16 protein-coding genes are annotated in these 17,779 nt (G+C 47.3%); all 16 read left to right on the top strand.

Features of this window, described 5'->3' with window-relative positions; all coding sequences use genetic code 11:
• The first annotated feature begins 47 nt into the window (after positions 1 to 47).
• The 16 genes from atpD to MKY35_RS23870 all read left to right on the top strand — a co-directional run bounded on the left by atpD (position 48) and on the right by MKY35_RS23870 (position 17,722).
• Positions 48 to 1,448 (top strand): F0F1 ATP synthase subunit beta, encoded by a 1,401-nt coding sequence (gene atpD / locus MKY35_RS23945; protein ID WP_029518505.1) that lies wholly within the window; start codon positions 48 to 50, stop codon positions 1,446 to 1,448.
• Between the two features lie 70 nt (positions 1,449 to 1,518).
• A complete protein-coding gene (locus MKY35_RS23940; RefSeq protein ID WP_013312322.1) occupies positions 1,519 to 1,932 on the top strand; it encodes a F0F1 ATP synthase subunit epsilon in 414 nt (137 codons plus the stop codon).
• 347 nt (positions 1,933 to 2,279) lie between these two features.
• Positions 2,280 to 2,531, top strand: coding sequence for a DUF1146 family protein (locus MKY35_RS23935; protein ID WP_013373430.1), 252 nt, complete (start codon positions 2,280 to 2,282; stop codon positions 2,529 to 2,531).
• Between the two features lie 324 nt (positions 2,532 to 2,855).
• On the top strand, positions 2,856 to 4,211 hold the full coding sequence (gene murA / locus MKY35_RS23930; RefSeq protein ID WP_029518503.1) for a UDP-N-acetylglucosamine 1-carboxyvinyltransferase: 1,356 nt from the start codon (positions 2,856 to 2,858) through the stop codon (positions 4,209 to 4,211).
• 228 nt (positions 4,212 to 4,439) lie between these two features.
• The gene (gene spoIID / locus MKY35_RS23925; protein WP_342444993.1) at positions 4,440 to 5,867 is read left to right on the top strand and encodes a stage II sporulation protein D; all 1,428 of its coding nucleotides are present in this window, start codon (positions 4,440 to 4,442) and stop codon (positions 5,865 to 5,867) included.
• A 70-nt stretch (positions 5,868 to 5,937) separates the two neighbouring features.
• Complete coding sequence (locus MKY35_RS23920) at positions 5,938 to 6,678, top strand: M23 family metallopeptidase (RefSeq protein WP_029514614.1); 741 nt, start codon at positions 5,938 to 5,940, stop codon at positions 6,676 to 6,678.
• 201 nt (positions 6,679 to 6,879) lie between these two features.
• Entirely contained in the window at positions 6,880 to 7,167 is a 288-nt protein-coding gene (gene spoIIID, locus MKY35_RS23915; protein ID WP_007432737.1) for a sporulation transcriptional regulator SpoIIID, read from the top strand.
• Positions 7,168 to 7,337: 170 nt separating this feature from the next.
• Positions 7,338 to 8,336 carry a rod shape-determining protein gene (locus MKY35_RS23910; protein ID WP_023990703.1) on the top strand — a complete coding sequence of 333 codons (999 nt, stop codon included), beginning with the start codon at positions 7,338 to 7,340 and terminating at the stop codon, positions 8,334 to 8,336.
• Between the two features lie 121 nt (positions 8,337 to 8,457).
• Entirely contained in the window at positions 8,458 to 9,342 is an 885-nt protein-coding gene (locus MKY35_RS23905; protein WP_342444992.1) for a flagellar hook-basal body protein, read from the top strand.
• Positions 9,343 to 9,355: 13 nt separating this feature from the next.
• A complete protein-coding gene (locus tag MKY35_RS23900; RefSeq protein WP_039271541.1) occupies positions 9,356 to 10,183 on the top strand; it encodes a flagellar hook-basal body protein in 828 nt (275 codons plus the stop codon).
• 10 nt (positions 10,184 to 10,193) lie between these two features.
• The gene (locus tag MKY35_RS23895) at positions 10,194 to 10,406 is read left to right on the top strand and encodes a DNA-directed RNA polymerase subunit beta (protein ID WP_029514611.1); all 213 of its coding nucleotides are present in this window, start codon (positions 10,194 to 10,196) and stop codon (positions 10,404 to 10,406) included.
• An 895-nt stretch (positions 10,407 to 11,301) separates the two neighbouring features.
• Positions 11,302 to 11,748: a 3-hydroxyacyl-ACP dehydratase FabZ gene (gene fabZ, locus MKY35_RS23890; protein WP_013312312.1), complete on the top strand. Its 447-nt coding sequence runs from the start codon at positions 11,302 to 11,304 to the stop codon at positions 11,746 to 11,748.
• 98 nt (positions 11,749 to 11,846) lie between these two features.
• Entirely contained in the window at positions 11,847 to 13,565 is a 1,719-nt protein-coding gene (locus tag MKY35_RS23885) for a phospho-sugar mutase (RefSeq protein ID WP_342444991.1), read from the top strand.
• A gap of 259 nt (positions 13,566 to 13,824) precedes the next feature.
• Positions 13,825 to 15,840 carry a DUF5693 family protein gene (locus MKY35_RS23880; protein ID WP_342444990.1) on the top strand — a complete coding sequence of 672 codons (2,016 nt, stop codon included), beginning with the start codon at positions 13,825 to 13,827 and terminating at the stop codon, positions 15,838 to 15,840.
• The gene (gene csaB / locus MKY35_RS23875) at positions 15,816 to 16,952 is read left to right on the top strand and encodes a polysaccharide pyruvyl transferase CsaB (RefSeq protein WP_342444989.1); all 1,137 of its coding nucleotides are present in this window, start codon (positions 15,816 to 15,818) and stop codon (positions 16,950 to 16,952) included. Before MKY35_RS23880 ends, csaB begins: the two co-directional genes overlap by 25 nt.
• A gap of 8 nt (positions 16,953 to 16,960) precedes the next feature.
• Positions 16,961 to 17,722 (top strand): WecB/TagA/CpsF family glycosyltransferase, encoded by a 762-nt coding sequence (locus MKY35_RS23870; RefSeq protein WP_029514607.1) that lies wholly within the window; start codon positions 16,961 to 16,963, stop codon positions 17,720 to 17,722.
• The last annotated feature ends 57 nt before the right edge of the window (positions 17,723 to 17,779 follow it).

Here is a 17,779-nt window from a genome sequence, read left to right as displayed (position 1 = left end):
TGGTTCGGATTTGCGGCTGTGCAAGCTTGTAGGAGGGAAACCAAAAGATGAACAAAGGACGCGTAGTGAGCATCATGGGTCCGGTTGTCGACGTTGAGTTTGAACGTGGACAGCTTCCGGAAATCCTGAATGCCATTCATATTGGGACTGTGCTGGAGAGCGGAGTCAAAATTGACCTGACGCTCGAAGCTTCAAAACATCTAGGTGACAACCGTGTGCGTTGTATTGCCATGTCTTCCACAGATGGTTTGGTTCGTGGAGCTGAAGCCATAGATCTGGGAGCACCTATTTCAGTACCTGTCGGCGAAGCAACTCTTGGACGCGTATTTAACGTACTTGGAACGCCAATTGATAATGGTGCTGATATGAGTGAAACAGCAAGAAATCCGATTCACCGTCAAGCTCCTTCTTTCGATGAGCTGACAACTCAAGCAGAGATGCTCGAAACCGGTATTAAAGTTATTGACTTGCTGGCTCCTTATGCCAAAGGTGGTAAAGTCGGATTGTTTGGTGGTGCTGGTGTAGGTAAAACCGTAACCATTCAAGAATTGATTAACAATATCGCTCAGGAGCATGGTGGTATTTCTGTATTTGCGGGTGTAGGTGAACGCACACGTGAAGGAAATGACTTGTACCATGAAATGAGAGATTCCGGCGTTATCAACAAAACAGCGATGGTGTTCGGACAAATGAACGAGCCTCCGGGTGCACGTTTGCGTGTAGCTCTCACAGGTCTGACGATGGCGGAATACTTCCGTGACCAAGAAGGCCGTGACGTGTTGCTCTTTATTGATAACATTTTCCGCTTTACCCAAGCGGGTTCTGAGGTTTCTGCCCTGTTGGGACGTATGCCTTCAGCAGTAGGTTACCAGCCTACGCTGGCTACTGAAATGGGTCAATTGCAAGAACGGATTACTTCTACTAAAAAAGGTTCCGTTACTTCCATTCAGGCGATCTACGTGCCTGCGGATGACTACACTGACCCGGCTCCTGCTACAACGTTTGCCCATTTGGATGCTACAACGAATCTGGAACGTAAAATTTCCGAAATGGGTATTTACCCGGCGGTTGATCCACTTGCATCAAGCTCCCGGATTTTGGCTCCAGACGTTGTGGGTGAAGAGCATTACAATGTAGCGCAAGGGGTAAAACAAATTTTGGCCCGCTACAATGAGCTTCAGGATATCATTGCCATCCTGGGTATGGATGAGCTGAGTGAAGAAGATAAAATGTTGGTAGCACGTGCACGTAAAATCCAGCGTTTCCTTTCTCAACCTTTCCACGTTGCCGAAACATTTAACGGCTTCCCGGGTAAATATGTGCCGGTTAAAGAAACTGTACGAAGCTTCAAAGAAATTTTGGAAGGCAAGTATGACCACCTTCCAGAAGCGGCCTTCCTTTTTGTAGGAGCCATCGAAGAAGCAGTTGAAAAAGCTAAAACGCTGTAAACATACAGGCAAAGATTAGCCGAGCCTTACGAAGTGAGCTGTCTGCGGACAGCTTCCAGGAGGGATTCAAGTGAGCACGTATTTACTAGAGATTGTGACGCCGGAGCGCCTGGTCTATACAGAACAGGTAAACAGCATCAGTGTTCGCGGCTCGGAAGGCGATCTTGGGATTTTGCCCGGACACCTTCCCTTGGTCACTCCCTTGAAGATTGCACCGATACGCATTAAAATCGGTGGTCAAACCGAAGTGATCGCGGTCAATGGGGGCTTTCTTGAAGTCCGCAAGGATAAAGTGGTCATTTTGGCTGAGAGCGCGGAACGTTCCGAAGAAATTGATGTGGAGCGTGCCCGTGCGGCAAGGGAGCGGGCAGAACTGCGGCTCCAGAGCAAGCAGGAACAGATAGATCATCATCGGGCGGAAGTAGCTCTGCAACGGGCGCTTAACCGTCTAAATGCTACAAGCATCAGAACCAATAAGAATTAATATTGGAGTTTAAGTGGAATTTTAAAAGGGTTCGGCATAGTATACGGATGGAACGACAAGGAGACCAATTCATAACTTCTGCCAGAAAATGTCCGGTAGAGGGTGAGGAGGAACCTTGCTTCCTTCGATCACTGTGATCGGACTCTTTTTTTAGCTGTTATTACCAAATGTACAGTCCTATTTCTTGCCTGGCTGCTAGGTATTTAGTACCTTTTAAATTCACGAAACAGAAGTGATTAATCACATTTTGTCGAAATAAATGTCCTAAAAACAGAAATAGCACTGGCATATTAGGCGTTCGCCGAGTATTATAAAGAAGTCTGTGACGCAGATGGGGGGAATTATGGTTGAACGGGAAACAGCAATTGGCAGAACAGCTAAGTCAATCGGCGAGTATGACCGCGCTGATCTCTATGATCGTATCGCTCATCTGTATAGCATTAGCTTGGTGGGCTTTACAGAGCTTAAAGCTGGATTTGTTAATCCGACAACCCAAAGGACCGCAGGGCAGATTGCTGCACTTGTTTCTTGCTATTATTTTGGGACAGTTGGTTTCGGGGTTCCTGTTGAGCTACATCTCTTGGAGCCAGATGCTCTAGAATTTGTTTTAACATGAAGTAGGCGGGTTATATGACCTTATGACTGCGTCTCTGCGGGAATTGTCGAATAACATCGCGTCATATTGTTAACAATGGTAAACAAAAGAACCATACATGTATAGCTGGCTGAATTAGTTAGAGTACAATGGTCGTCAAGTACAAAAAAACGCTTGTATACTTGTTTTAATCAGTGGTATGATGGCAGTTAGGGTATTAGTAAAATCTTGTTTTTTTATGTAATGAAAAAGCAAGGCATGAAAATAGCGGAATATGTTCTTTTTTTCCAGAATGGAAAAGAGAAATGACGCGCGGAGGGAACCATAGATGAGCAAATTTATCGTCCGCGGTGGCAACAGATTGACCGGGAGTGTCAAAGTCAGCGGAGCCAAAAACTCAGTTCTGCCGATCATCGCCGCTTCTCTGTTAGGAGAAGAAGGAGAAAGTGTTATTATTGATGCACCTCCTCTAGACGATGTGATGACCATTAACAAAGTGCTGGAGTCCTTAGGAGCAGGCGTTACATACCAAGATGAGGTCATTCGTGTTGACGCGCGGAAGATAATTTCCTGTGAAGCCCCTTACGAGTGGGTTAGGAAAATGCGCGCTTCATTCTTGGTTATGGGACCGCTGCTTACGCGTTTGGGACGTACAAGAATCTCGCTTCCAGGCGGATGCGCAATCGGAACGCGACCCATTGATCAGCATTTGAAGGGTTTTGAGGCATTGGGCGCGGAAATTAGCCTGGGCCAAGGTTTTATTGAAGCTAAAAGTAACGGGCGTCTGCGTGGAGCTAAAGTTTATTTGGATGTAGCCAGCGTAGGGGCAACCGAGAATATTATGATGGCCGCTACTCTTGCTGAGGGCGTAACTACCATCGAGAATGCTGCTAAGGAACCTGAGATTGTTGATCTCGCAAATTTCCTGAATGGAATGGGTGCCAAAGTACGCGGTGCGGGCACGGGCGTTATTCGTATTGAAGGCGTTGAGAAGCTGCATGGTGTAAAACATACCGTCATTCCCGACCGGGTAGAAGCAGGTACTTATATGGTTGCTGCTGCGATCACAGGCGGGAACGTATATGTAGAAGGCGCAATATCCGATCATTTGGGTCCGGTTATTTCCAAGATGGAAGAAATGGGTGTAACCATTCAACCTGATGAGAACGGAATTCGTGTCATTGCAGATAAGCCGTTAAAAGCCGTTGATGTTAAAACGTTGCCTTATCCAGGTTTTCCTACCGATATGCAGTCACAGATGATGGCACTTCAGCTTGCCGCTGAAGGAACGAGCATTATTACGGAAACCGTGTTTGAAAATCGTTTCATGCATGTGGATGAATTTCATCTCATGAATGCGGAGATTAAGGTCGAAGGCCGTTCTGCCATTGTAACGGGTAATGCTAAGCTGACAGGTGCGAAAGTAACCTCTACAGATTTGCGTGCAGGTGCTGCGTTAATTCTGACCGGACTCATTGCAGAAGGTACAACGGAAGTATCTGGTGTACATCACATCGATCGTGGTTACGTTCATTTGGCTGAGAAGCTGACCGGATTGGGAGCGGACATTTACAGAGTGACCGTGGAAGAGTCCAAACTGGATCATTCACCCAGTACAGAGCGCGTAATGCCGGAAGAGGCGTCTGGGAATCTGTTTAAGAAGATTCAGCCTTCCCTCGCCTAAGCTTTAACGCATGTAGCTTCATGTTGCATACGTATATTCTTAAACAACGAAGAACCAAGTCCGAAAGGACTTGGTTCTTTTTATTGTTTATAGCCAGTCTTTTTCATTCTTTCAGTTCTCTTAAAATGGTTCTATCAAAGTGGACGACTTCATATGATTGAAAATATCTGCTGGAGTATATCTATACTTCCAGCCGGACACTTAGCCCTTTGATGGAGGTTTCAGCCTATGAAAGATTCACAGGTTCGCATCCGTATACCCATTCATCATCCTAAGGAACATCGCCAGGCTTCATTTGCGGAGGAAGACACTGGCTCTATAGCTACCTTGTTACAGAAAAATAAGCTTATGCAACAGCAGCCGGACGCAAGAGGTACATTGCCGACTGGCGTCAAGCCCAATCGGCGTACAACAGTCGTGCCTTCCGCTGTTAAATCCGTTGATACGGCTCTGCCTATCGCTGGAGTAGCGGCCCATGACGCACGCGCTGCAAGCCCGCTGCCGCACCTGCGTCCTTCCGCCGGGCGTGCCCCACGCTGGGGCAGCCGCCGCCCATGGCTGCCATTCGCCGCCATGGCAGGGGTGCTGGTGCTTGCCATGGCTGTGCCCGCGCTAATGGCGTGGCCTCGCCAGACGGCGCAGCCGGTGCCGCCAAGCAGCCGCACGGCAGTACCGGCTGCGCCTAGCGTGACGGCAAAGGGTGAGACGCCCGTCACGCGCTTACCGGGCGTCCCGCCGATGCCAGCGGTACCCGCTGCTCCAACACGCAGCGTACCGGTGGCGGCAGAGCCGGACGTGCGTGTGTATGTCACGTCCACCGGTCGCACGGAGACGTTACCGCTGGAGCAATACATTGTCGGCGTAGTAGCCGCCGAAATGCCGCCCAGCTTCGAGGGTGAGGCACTGAAAGCGCAGGCCATTGCCGCGCGTACCTTCATTGCCCGGCGCTTGCTGGCTGATGACACTAGCGGTGCCCCTGCGGGAGCAGATGTGACGGATACTGTTAAACATCAGGCTTATATCTCCAAAGCTAAACTTACTAGAGAATGGGGGCATTCTGGTAAATCCGCAGAGCTGGCTAAAATTCAGCAGGCCGTACGAGACACCAAGGATACGATCATGGTATATGAAGGCAAGCCCATTACGGCATCTTTTTTTTCTACTAGCAATGGCTACACCGAAAATTCAGAGGATGTGTGGGCGAAGGCAGTGCCCTATTTACGAAGCGTATCAAGTCCATGGGACAAGCAGTTGGCCCCGCGTTATTCAGAAACCGTCACACTGAGTCGTCAAAGCGTGTTCGATAGATTGGGGTTAAGTCGTACTGCAATTGCCGCCTCTACTGGAGGAGGAAGTATGCCAGAAATTCGTATACTCTCCAAGACAGAAGGACATCGCATCAAGAAGATTGAAGTTGGTGGCTCAATCTTTACAGGACCGGAGATCCGTAACAAACTGGGGTTGCGTTCGGCTGAGTTTACGTGGAAGGCTGAAGGGGACCGGATTGCTATAACAACCTATGGCTATGGTCATGGTGTTGGTATGAGTCAGTGGGGAGCCAATGGAATGGCCAAAGAAGGTCATACTGCCACTCAAATACTCCTTCACTATTATACTGGCATTTCTTTTGCGCAAGCCTCTCGTATTCTAAGTTAGTAAATATTTCGAAACTTTGAAGTATAAAAGAGTTGCACCCGGTAACACTGGTTACTGAGGTGATGAGCAAATGAATGAACAAAATAAAAACCAGAACCAAAACCATGAAGAAACACCCAAAACCTTTCAGGGTGGAAGAGCTTCACGGCCGTCTTCGTGGAAAAAGCTGTTGTCCAAAAGGTGGGCATACCCGGCAGCCTACATTGCCGCAGCAGCCATTATACTAACTTTAGTGTGGGTCTATCAGGATGCCAGCCAGAAGTCTTTCAAACCTGACCCAGCTAGTCCATCGGTACAAAGCACAAGTGCAGTGAATACCGATGTTAACGGACAACAGCCAGAAAGCGTGGAAGTCGTTGCCCAGTCGGAAAATATCGCATGGCCAGTGGCAGATGCTGGCGCAGTACAGGTCGTAAAGCCGTTCTTTGATGAGAATGCGACCGCTGATGAGCAGGCGGCAGCTATGGTAGAGTACGATAAAACATTTACCGCTAACACTGGGATTGATCTTTCCCGGACTGACGATCAGGCGTTTGAAGTAAGAGCCGCCCTGAGTGGCAAAGTATCTCGTGTGGAACAACATCCGCTGGTAGGTAATGTCGTAGAAATTACGCATGATAATAATCTCAAAACGGTGTACCAAAGCTTGAGTGATCTGAAAGTAAAAGAAGGCGATCAAGTGAAACAAAACGATGTGATTGCTTCAGCGGGTCGTAACGAGCTTGAAAAGGATTTGAAAACACATTTGCATTTTGAAGTGTATCAGGATGACAAGCCTGTGAATCCAGCAGGTCTGCTTCCTAAAAAATAAATCTGGTCATGGCTTTGCATGCAAAGCGGGGAATCCATATTCCCTGCTTTTTTCTTGTGTAGTTTTTGTGCATAAGGTAAACATAAGCTGCTTTTGCCAAATAAATAGGCCTTCCGAAGCATGTCTTCCCGCCAAACCGCGAATATATAGGCACGCTCCTCATATAATGTACCAAACTATCCACAGTAGGGAGGCGGGAGCGTGCACGATTACATCAAGGAACGGACCATCAAAATCGGTCGCTGTATCGTGGAAACAAGGAATACGGTCCGTACGATTGCCAAGGAATTTGGTGTCTCCAAGAGCACGGTGCATAAAGATCTGACCGAACGGCTGCCTGAAATCAACCCGGATCTTGCCGATCAGGTGAAGCACATTCTTGAATACCATAAATCCATCCGCCATCTGCGGGGGGGAGAAGCCACGAAAATTAAGTACAAAAAAACGAGTGGCAAACGAAGGGAGATTCTCGTTTCCGGCAAGTCCTAAAAATATATAGTGAATTGGCTGCAAAGCCATTGAATCAACCCCCTGAAGTATGATATGTTAAAAGATGGTACAAGACGAAAAATGACATGTAACCGTAGGTTTATACATATATTTGCCGCTTCTTGTCGAATCTTAGCTTTTTAAAATATCACTTTGGGGGCCTTTTTAATATGTTCAGTAATGATATCGGTATCGACCTCGGTACGGCCAACGTGCTTATCCACGTCAAAGGGAAGGGGGTTGTTCTTGACGAACCTTCCGTTGTCGCGATAGAAAGCGATACAAAAAGAGTCCTGGCTGTCGGAGAGGAAGCGCGCCGTATGGTGGGACGTACTCCTGGTAATATCATAGCCATCCGTCCATTACGTGATGGTGTCATCGCCGATTTTGAAGTAACAGAAGCGATGTTAAAATATTTTATCAATCGGGTGGGGGGAAAAAGCTGGTACAGCCACCCTCGTATTCTAATTTGTGCGCCAACGAACATTACCTCAGTGGAGCAAAAAGCGATTCGTGAAGCGGCGGAACGTAGCGGGGCCAAGGAAGTATTTTTGGAGGAAGAGCCAAAAGCGGCTGCCATCGGAGCAGGAATGGATATTTTTGAGCCTAGCGGCAACATGGTAGTGGATATTGGTGGTGGAACGACTGATGTTGCAGTCCTCTCTATGGGGGATGTCGTAACAGCTTCTTCCATTAAAATGGCAGGGGACAAATTTGATACAGCCATCATGAAATATGTAAAAACGAAGTACAAGCTTCTGATCGGAGAACGTACGGCTGAAGATATCAAGATTGCTATCGGAACTGTGCATCCGAGTGGACGTCGTGCAGAGATGGACATCCGTGGACGGGATATGGTATCCGGATTGCCCAAAACGTTAAGTATATCTGCAGATGAAGTGCAGGATGCACTTAGAGATCCTGTGTCAGCGATTGTTGCTGCGGCCAAGTTTGTATTGGAGCAGACCCCACCGGAACTGTCAGCTGATATTATTGACCGTGGTGTTATTTTGACTGGTGGCGGTGCCTTGCTTAGCGGATTGGACGAGCTACTTGCTGAAGAACTGCGCGTTCCCGTACTGGTTGCCGAAGATCCGATGCATTGTGTTGTTAAAGGTACAGGAATTATGCTGGATAATTTGGATCATGTGGTTAAGAAAAAGTTCTAATCTGCCGATAGTGACTATAAGAGACTCGTGTGCGGTCAGGCAGGTTGCCTAGCATTTTGGCCTTCGTGCCTCCGCGCGAGCATATGATTTTAGCAGAGTATAGGATTGGGGTGCACGTTACATGTTGAGAGGTTTATATACTGCGGCCGCCGGATTGATGACACAACAACGACGCCATGACACCGTGACGCAAAATATTGCTAATATGAATACGACGGGATACAAACAGGAGAACAGTGTTCAGCGTTCTTTCCCCGAAATGCTTATATCCATGACGGGTGGTAACCCTGATAACCCGGACCGTACGGTCGGCAAGCTCAATACTGGCGTTTTTGCTGAGGAAAGCCTCTCCCCTTACATTCAGGGAGCATTAAAGGACAGTGGACAAGTGACGGATTTTGCGATACAGTCCAATATTAATGTGAACGACCCAGCTACTGGTCAACCTATGGCTTTTGATCAGGCGGGAAAATTCATCAATGCTAACGGTGAAGTCACCTACCGTCCAGAAGCGTTTTTTTCGGTGCGGGACAGTAATGGTAATGTTCGTTATACACGTGATGGGCATTTTCAAGTAAATGGAGCGGGAGCATTGCTTTCATCGACTGGCTCAGCGGTGCTGGATACGAATGGAAACCCAATTCAATTGACCGGGGCTGTCTCAGAGCTTAAAGTAAATGAGCGGGGCGAATTGGTAGATAGCCAGTCCAACCAGACATTGGGTACGACGCTCGGTATTAGTGTCATTGATCGTCCGTACCAGCTCGTTCGTGAGGGTAATGGGAATTTCCGTCTGAATGATACTGATGGTGCTACAGCTAGAATGATGACCGCTAATGATGCTGTATCCGTTCGTCAAGGTTACCTGGAGGTATCTAATGTAGATGCTTCACAGTCAATGGTGGATATGATGGCTGCGTTAAGAGCGTATGAAGCGAATCAGAAGGTAATTCAATTTTATGATAAAAGCTTGGACAAGGCCGTTAATGAAGTAGGCCGTGTATAACAGGGGGTAAGTGATGAACAACTCCATGATTGGTGCAATGGTATCTATGGCCAGTGTGCAGCAGCGTTTGGATTTAATTGCCGATAATATTGCTAATGTCAATACAGTTGGTTATAAGAGTAAACAGGGTTCCTTTGAAGATGTATTGGCCAATGTGAAACAACAGCCTTCAACGTATCTCCAAAATGGACGGGCCATGCCGCTCGGTTATAATTTGGGCTACGGAGTTAAAACGGCCGCAATCATGAAAAATATGGAGCAAGGTCCGCTCAAGGAGACGGGACTTCCTACTGATCTGGCGATCCAGGGTAATGCCATGTTTGAAGTTCAGGGAAATGGGCAAAAAGCCTGGACCCGTGATGGTAGCTTTCATTTTATTCCTGATCCCAATGACAGTGCGACGATGATGTTGACCACTGCTGAAGGCTACTCCGTGCTGGATAACAATGATGTTCCTGTGACTGCTCCAGCGGGTTCCAAGGTGGCTATTAACTCGGATGGCGAACTGCTGATTCGTGCTAATGGAACTGGGGATCCGACAGTTGGTCAGAGAATCAAGCTAATGGATGTACAGCGTCCAGAAGGACTGGAACAGCGGGATGATAACCTGTTCGTGTTGTTGAATGGTGTAACAGAGGCAAATGTATTCGGAGCTGCAGGTGTGGCAGGTGCTGTTCCAGCGGACGTATCTGTGCGTTCCGGTTATCTCGAGGAATCTAATGTGGATTTAGCGGGCGAAATGACGGATATGATGCAAGTTCAGCGGATGTATCAAATGGCGGCACGGGCATTAACTTCTAGCGATACGATGATGAACATGGCCAACAATCTGAGGGCTTAAGGATTTGGTGATGAAAGAAGAACAATCTGATTCCCGTCCGGTGCCTGTAAAGACGAAGTCCCGCTGGCGTACTGCTCGTTATTTCATAGTTCCGTTGCTGCTCCTGTTATCGCTGTTAGGCGGCTTAATTGCAGGATATGTAATTGTAGGTAAGCAAGGGTTGTCAGGCGTATTTGAATGGAAAACCTGGCAGCATGTCATTGATCTTATTTTTGCGCCTTAAGTTTACTTTAAAAGAGTGGGGTGGCGGGAAAAGACCGCTCCGCGAATGATTTGATCTTACGATCGCTGTTGCAACGCGATTTTCCTAATTATTAAGTTTTTAGATGTGAAAATCCCGTTGCAAAGGCGAACGCTCGCACTTCTCCAGATTCAAATCCTTCGCTCCGCTGCTACCCGCCATTAGTGCCACTCTTATTAAAATAAACCACCCGCAATTTGTGTGGGGAGTATAGAATAACAAAACCCTGTGCCAGTGGCGCAGGGTTTTGTTATGCCTTTAGGCAGGATCCTCCAGCGTACCGCGTATGAATTGCAGCCAATTAAGGCCATCGCAAGGGGCTGCGACTTTGTCTCGTCTTTCCCGACAAGCCAGCATTATTGAAGCGAGGCTTTCCTTTTGAGCTAAAAGTAACTCGGCGGAGGGGATGGAATCGTTCTGAAGAAGCGATAGCGTTCGCCTTTAACCTCGGATTTTACCCTTGATTCTTATACAATGGAAAATCCGAGGTTAACAGCGATCGGAAGAATGATCCATCCCCGTAGCCCCTCCCTTTAGCTCAAATGAATTCCCGCTTTACACCATATTAGGAGCACTCAATATGGTACTTCCGCGTAATTTTCTTTTTGCATCTGATAACTGTATAATGATGGGGAAGTTTATAACACTGCGGGGTAAAACCAAGCACGGGCAAAAGGGCTTCTTCGCGCCTCAGGTTGCATAACCGGCGGAAAAAGCCCCTTATCTCAACCTCCACTTCTGCAGTAGGTGAAGGATATCTAACATTGTTGCCGCCAAGAGCTGTTTTTATACAGCGTAGGCGGGGTAATATTATGCTTGCAGTAACTCATGATTGATACAGAGTCAGACCTGCAAGCGGGAGGAGTTATTAAGGTAAATGGACAAATTGCAATTGGATGTTAATCAAATTCAGGAGATTATCCCACATCGAGCGCCATTTTTATTGGTGGATCGTATTATTGAGCTGGAGGAAGGGAAAAGAGCAGTAGGTATTAAAAATGTAACGATGAATGAGCCTCATTTCATTGGACATTTTCCGGGGTATCCCGTTATGCCTGGTGTGTTGATTACCGAAGCACTGGCTCAAGTTGGGGCAGTCGCATTACTGCACCTAGAGAGCAATCGTGGCAAAATCGGGTTCTTGGCAGGATTGGATGGTTTCCGTTTCCGAGGACAGGTGGTTCCTGGGGATACGTTGACGCTTGAAGTGGAAATCACTCGTTCCAAAGGCGCATTTGGCAAAGGGAAAGCTACGGCTAAAGTAGGCGATACGGTAGTAGCTGAGGGCGAAATTATGTTTGCTTTATCTGACCCTCCCCAATAAATAAAGCTCTGCCGACATAAGCACGAGGTCTGAACCGAGTGCAAGTGTACATAGAAATCCTGTTTTGATAAACCAAAAATGGAGAGGGGAAATTCCGTATGACGCAGTTGAGTAAAAAAGCATTAGAAGGCATTGAGAGCTGGCTGCAAGACCCTTATATTGATGAAGAAACCAAACAGGAGTTGCGCGCATTGGAAGGCAACGAGCAGGAACTGGAGGATCGCTTTTACAAAGAGCTGGAATTTGGCACAGGCGGTCTGCGTGGAGTGATCGGAGCAGGGAGTAACCGGATGAACCGTTACGTCATCGGACGTGCGACTCAAGGGTTGGCTCGCTATATTTTAGAACAGCATGCTGGTAAAGAAGGCAAACCTTCGGTTGTCATTGCACATGATTCGCGTCATTTTTCACCAGAGTTTGCACTGGATGCAGCTTTGGTGCTGGCGGGCAATGGTATCGTGGCTAAATTGTTCCCTTCCTTGCGTCCAACGCCACAGCTTTCGTTTAGTGTACGTCATTTGGGAGCCAGTGGAGGGATCGTTGTAACAGCCAGTCACAATCCTCCTGAGTATAATGGATACAAGGTATACAACGATGAAGGGGGTCAGCTTGTTCCTGATCAGGCTGAACAGGTAATTAGTTATATCCGTGAGGTTCCTTCTTTTGCTGACATTCGCAGTCTGACACGTGAGGAAGCAGAGGCACAGGGATTGTTGGTTTGGCTTGGAGAAGAGGAAGATGAAGCGTTTGTAGATACGGTAGCCAGTGTGAGTGTGAACCGTGAGCTGATTGCAGCCGGACCAGGCAAAAACTTCAAAGTTGTGTTTACGCCTCTCCATGGCACTGGAAATGTACCGGTTCTTCGTGTACTGGAGAAAATCGGCTTTGAACAGGTGCATATTGTACCTGAGCAAGAGCTGCCAGATGCTGAATTTTCGACTGTTAAGTCGCCAAACCCGGAAGAACGCGATGCGTTTAAACTGGCAATTGCGCTAGGTGAGAAAATTGGTGCAGATCTGTTGATCGGAACAGACCCTGATGCTGACCGTATGGGTGCAGTTGTGAAAAACCGTGATGGCGAATATGTAGTATTGTCCGGTAATCAGTCTGGTGCGATCATGGTTTACTACTTATTGAATCAGCTGAAAGAAACGGGCAAGCTTCCGAATAATGGGGCTGTTATCAAAACCATCGTAACCAGCGAAATGGGTGCAGTTATTGCCGAACATTTTGGAGCAACCGTGTTTAACACGCTAACTGGCTTCAAGTATATTGGCGAGAAAATGAACCAGTTTGATCAAACTGGCGAGTATACCTACTTGTTTGGCTATGAAGAGAGCTATGGTTATTTGGCAGGGAATTATGCTCGCGATAAGGATGCTGTCTTGGCGGCTATGCTGATCGCTGAAGCTGCTGCTTATTACAGCACACAAGGTAAGACGCTCTATGATGTTTTACAAGAGCTGTACGAGCAGTTTGGCTACTTCCTTGAGAAGCTGGAGTCTCGTACTCTTAAGGGTAAGGATGGAGTGGCACAGATTCAGGGCAAAATGACCGATTGGCGTAGCAACGCGCCTCAAGAGATTGCAGGCGTGAAGGTAGATAAGGTACTGGACTACTCACAAGGTCTGGACGGTCTTCCACAGGAAAATGTACTCAAATTCTTACTGGAGGACGGTTCGTGGTTTTGCCTGCGCCCTTCGGGAACAGAGCCGAAAATCAAAGTATACTTTGCGGTACGCGGTTCCTCGCTGTCAGACGCGGAGCAAAGAATCAGCCACCTGGTCGATGCTGTTATGGCTCGCGTAGACGCTTGAGAAAAATCCCTTTATAATAGAATAGGTTAAGGTAATTGGATAAGATATAGTAATCGGTGACCTCTCACGGCAAAGGGCAGTACGCCGTGGAGGTCATTTCTGTATTGCAGAATAACCTGGAAGAGGCTTTGGAAAAATAGGCTTATTCCGGCAACGGAGGATTTTGCAAAATTCAATGAGTGACCTACCAAAAGGTTGAGTACGACAAGGTGGGCAGCATTGAATTTTGCAAAATCCCGAATATTAAGGAGGTTCTTTGGTGTATCAGAAATGGCAGTATTGGAATACGGCTTCTCGAAAATGGTTATGGATTTTGGTGGCTGTCGGCTTGCTGGCTTCCATTCCAGTCATCGCCGATCGTGTGAAGACAGAATCCTCGAGTAAAAAAGTAGAGATTGTATTCGATTATCGGGATTTGACGGAGGCAGCCTCGTATCAGGCTCATCCGCAGGACTATCTGAATGAGCAGCTTGACCGCTTACAGCAAGCGGGTGTGAACAGCATGGCGATGTATGAAAGTACGTTGGATGATTTTCGTAAAGCGGGCCGTGTCGTAACCTATACGACTCAGAACGTTGCCGATATGGAAAAACGGCTTTCACCTGCAAATGAGAATTTTACGTATATTGTTTTTGCTGACAAAGAAAATGCGGAGGCATTAAAGCCGTTAATTTTACGTACGTTTACAAGCCTGGACATCAATGTAAAACCTTGGACTTATCAGGGACAGGAAGGGTTAGTTGTGGAAACATCTCCAGAGGATGCGTACCTCAAGCCCATGCAGCCTGACCCGATTGCGATGAAGCAGCTTCGGAGCAAAGGATTTTTTATTGTTCCACGGATGAGCGACAGTCTTCCTTACAACCAGGAGTTGACAGAAGAGATGCTTGCTTCCTTTCAGCAGAATGGTGTAAAACGCATTTTGTTTGAAGGTGATTCAGTCAAAGGCTTCACCGATAACGAGAAAGATCATAGCTTAGCGGCATTTGCTAAATTGCTGAACAAATACGATATTGGCCTAGCTGCTATCGAAAACTTAAAAAAACCGCAAGCAGGCTTCAATAAGCTCGCTTACGATATCCACTATAACGTTGTGCGTTTATACTCATTGAGCGATAAAGATGCAACGCTCGATGTGGAAACGTTGGCCGATCGTTTTGCTCTGGCTACCAAGGATCGTAATATTCGCATGTTGTATCTGAATACCGCGCCTAGCCGTAGTATTGCTGAAGCCAAGGTGAAGGATTCGGTAGATAACCTGATCCACAGCTTGGACAAGCCGGGTAACGCTGTACAACGGATGGAGAAAAAGGGGTTTGAACTCGGACAGGCTGAACCATTCCAAGTAGTCGATTCGTCCATTCAGCGCTATCTGAAAATGATTGTCGTACTAGGTGCACTGGCATTCTTCTCCATTATGGTGTCCTATTTCGTCCCGGCATTGACTTTGCTGGCATTTGCACTCGGTTTGGTAGGTTCAGCAGGACTTTATGTTTTGAACTCCAGCTTGATGGAGCAAGGTCTAGCCCTACTCGCGGCGATTAGCGGACCAACGGTTGCAATGATCATTGCTGTTCACACGATTAGAATTAAACGTGAACAGGGGGCTGAACTTTCTGCAGGTCAGCGTTTGGTTCAAACGCTTATACTGTACGTACGGACAGCGATTTTGTCGCTGGCTGCAGTACCATTTGTTATTGCTCTGTTGAATAGTATTGCTTACAGCCTTGTGCTGAACCAATTCAGAGGTGTAAGCTTGCTTCACATTCTGCCGATCTTCTTGGCAGCGATATATATTTTCTTTTATCGTGGCGTTTCTATACGAGAGGAAATTTCCAAGCTGCTACGTACGCCGATTACTGTATTGTGGGTGATCGCACTGGCTGTTATCGCAGCCGCAGGTTATTACTATTTGACTCGTACTGGAAATGCGGGCACAGTGTCGAATACGGAGCTGGCATTCCGGAACTTCCTTGAAAATGCGTTTGGTGTACGTCCACGCAATAAGGAATTTTTGATGGCTCACCCACTGTTTATTGCAGGAGCGTTCCTGAGTTTGAAATATCGCAAAGCAATCTATTTGCTGATTATAGCTGCTATTGGTCAAGCCTCTATGGTGGATACCTTTGCTCACATTCACTCTCCAGCGGCACTGTCGCTTAGTCGCGGGCTGTTAGGATTGGGCTTCGGTCTGGTGCTGGGAATCATCGCAATTGTCGTGTGGCAAGTGCTGGAAGGGTGTTGGAAGAAATGGTCACCACAGCTCAAACGATAATCATCTCGGGTTATTACGGCTTTCACAATAGTGGGGATGAGGCGGTGCTCAAGTCGATTTTGACAGCTTTAGAGGAGGAGAGCCGTCAGGCGGGTATCACGGTCAAGCCTGTTGTTCTATCTTCTGACCCTGCTTGGACACAGAAAATGTACGGAGTAGAAGCTGTACCGCGGATGAGTTTGGGGGAAGTTCGTAGAGCGATTAAAAACAGCGATGGGCTAATAAGTGGCGGCGGGAGTCTGCTCCAGGATGCAACAAGTCCTAAAAGTATTCCGTATTATCTGGCGATTCTGAAACTGGCCCAATGGGCTGGAAAGCCGACATTTGTATATGCTCAGGGCATTGGCCCGGTACAACGGAAGATATTTTATCCTATGATCCGTTCTGTGTTTCAGCGCTGTGAATATGTTTCTGTAAGAGATGAGCAGTCTGCCGCACTACTGGATACTATGAAACTAAAGAACCCGGTTGTCGAAGTTGTTCCTGATCCGGTAATGGGGCTTCCATTGCCCCCAGGTTCCGAGCTGCATAAAGCAGCAACTGAGACTGATCAGGATCAACCTCCGATCGTTGGCGTATCTGTACGTTACTGGGATAAGGAACGCCGCGATTTGAAGGCTATCGCGGAGGGCTTAAAAAAATTAGCTGCTGAGCGCCGTGTACACTTACGCTTTTTACCTTTCCATCTGCCTGATGACGAGCAGGCTTCAAGGATGGTAATGGATTTGTTGGGGGATATTAGGGGGACGGGAAGCATTGTAAGCATGTGTGATCAAGTCACCGATCCTCAACAGATGCTTTTGGAAGTCAGTCGTTGCAGTTTGATGATCGGGATGCGATTACACAGCTTGATCTATGCAGCATCCCATCAGGTGCCTCCGTTGGGGATATCCTATGATCCTAAAATTGATCATTTCCTCAGCCGTGTCGGTAGCCAGCCTGTAGGCACTACAGAGGCACTGGATGGACAAAAACTGGCTAATGAGTCTATGCGGTTGCTGGATCAGCGAAGTCAATGGATCGAGAGCCAGGGAGCGGCCATTGCTTTGTTAAAAAGTGAGGCTCGCTTACCGGCGCAGCATATCGTTAATTACTTGTGTCGCAAAGGATGATGGATACAGTGACAGTTGATAAGGTTACGAATGTGCCTACCGTCCCGATTTTCGGTGTTCCGGTATCAAGGCTTAATATGAAAGATACATTAAATGTATTAATTCAAGCAGTGGAGTCTCGCCGGCCCCATCAAGTGATCACTGCCAATCCGATAATGGTAATGGCAGCATTGGAAGATCCAGTGTACATGAACGTGATGAAACAGGCGGAGCTGATTGTCCCGGATGGGACCGGCGTAGTGTGGGCTGCAAACTATGTAGGACATCCTGTACCTGAGCGTGTAGCGGGCTTTGACTTGTTACATGAATTACTTGCAGCTGGCGAAAACTATCATTGGAAGGTTTATTTACTGGGATCAACATCTGAGGTGATTCAAGCGACCGCAAAGCGGGTACATGAGCTTTATCCCGCAATTACGGTTTGTGGCAAGCGTGATGGTTTTTTTGGACCAAAAGAGGATGAAGCCGTAATTGCAGCTATTCGTGAAGCAAATCCTGATTTATTGTTTGTAGCACGTGGAGCGGACACACAGGAACCCTGGATTGGTAAATATAAGGAAAAGTTGGGTGTACCGGTGATGATGGGGGTTGGCGGCAGCTTCGATGTTATATCAGGCAGAACCAAACGCGCACCTAAATTGTTTCAAAAGCTACGGGCTGAATGGTTATATAGACTCCTCAAAGAGCCAAGCCGTTACAAAAGAATGCTTGCGCTGCCGAAATTCGCCGCGAAAGTGATGCGCGAAAAAGAAAACGTCACAAAAGTGTGATAAATAGCTTGAATCTGCCTCCAAAACCCGCTAATTTGCCAGAATATGAAGCTTGGT

It is taken from the genome of Paenibacillus sp. FSL L8-0638, assembly GCF_038593075.1.
GTDB lineage: Bacteria > Bacillota > Bacilli > Paenibacillales > Paenibacillaceae > Paenibacillus > Paenibacillus polymyxa_D.
The sequence above is the reverse complement of the archived record's forward strand: the minus strand, read 5'-3'. Positions and strand labels throughout refer to the sequence as shown.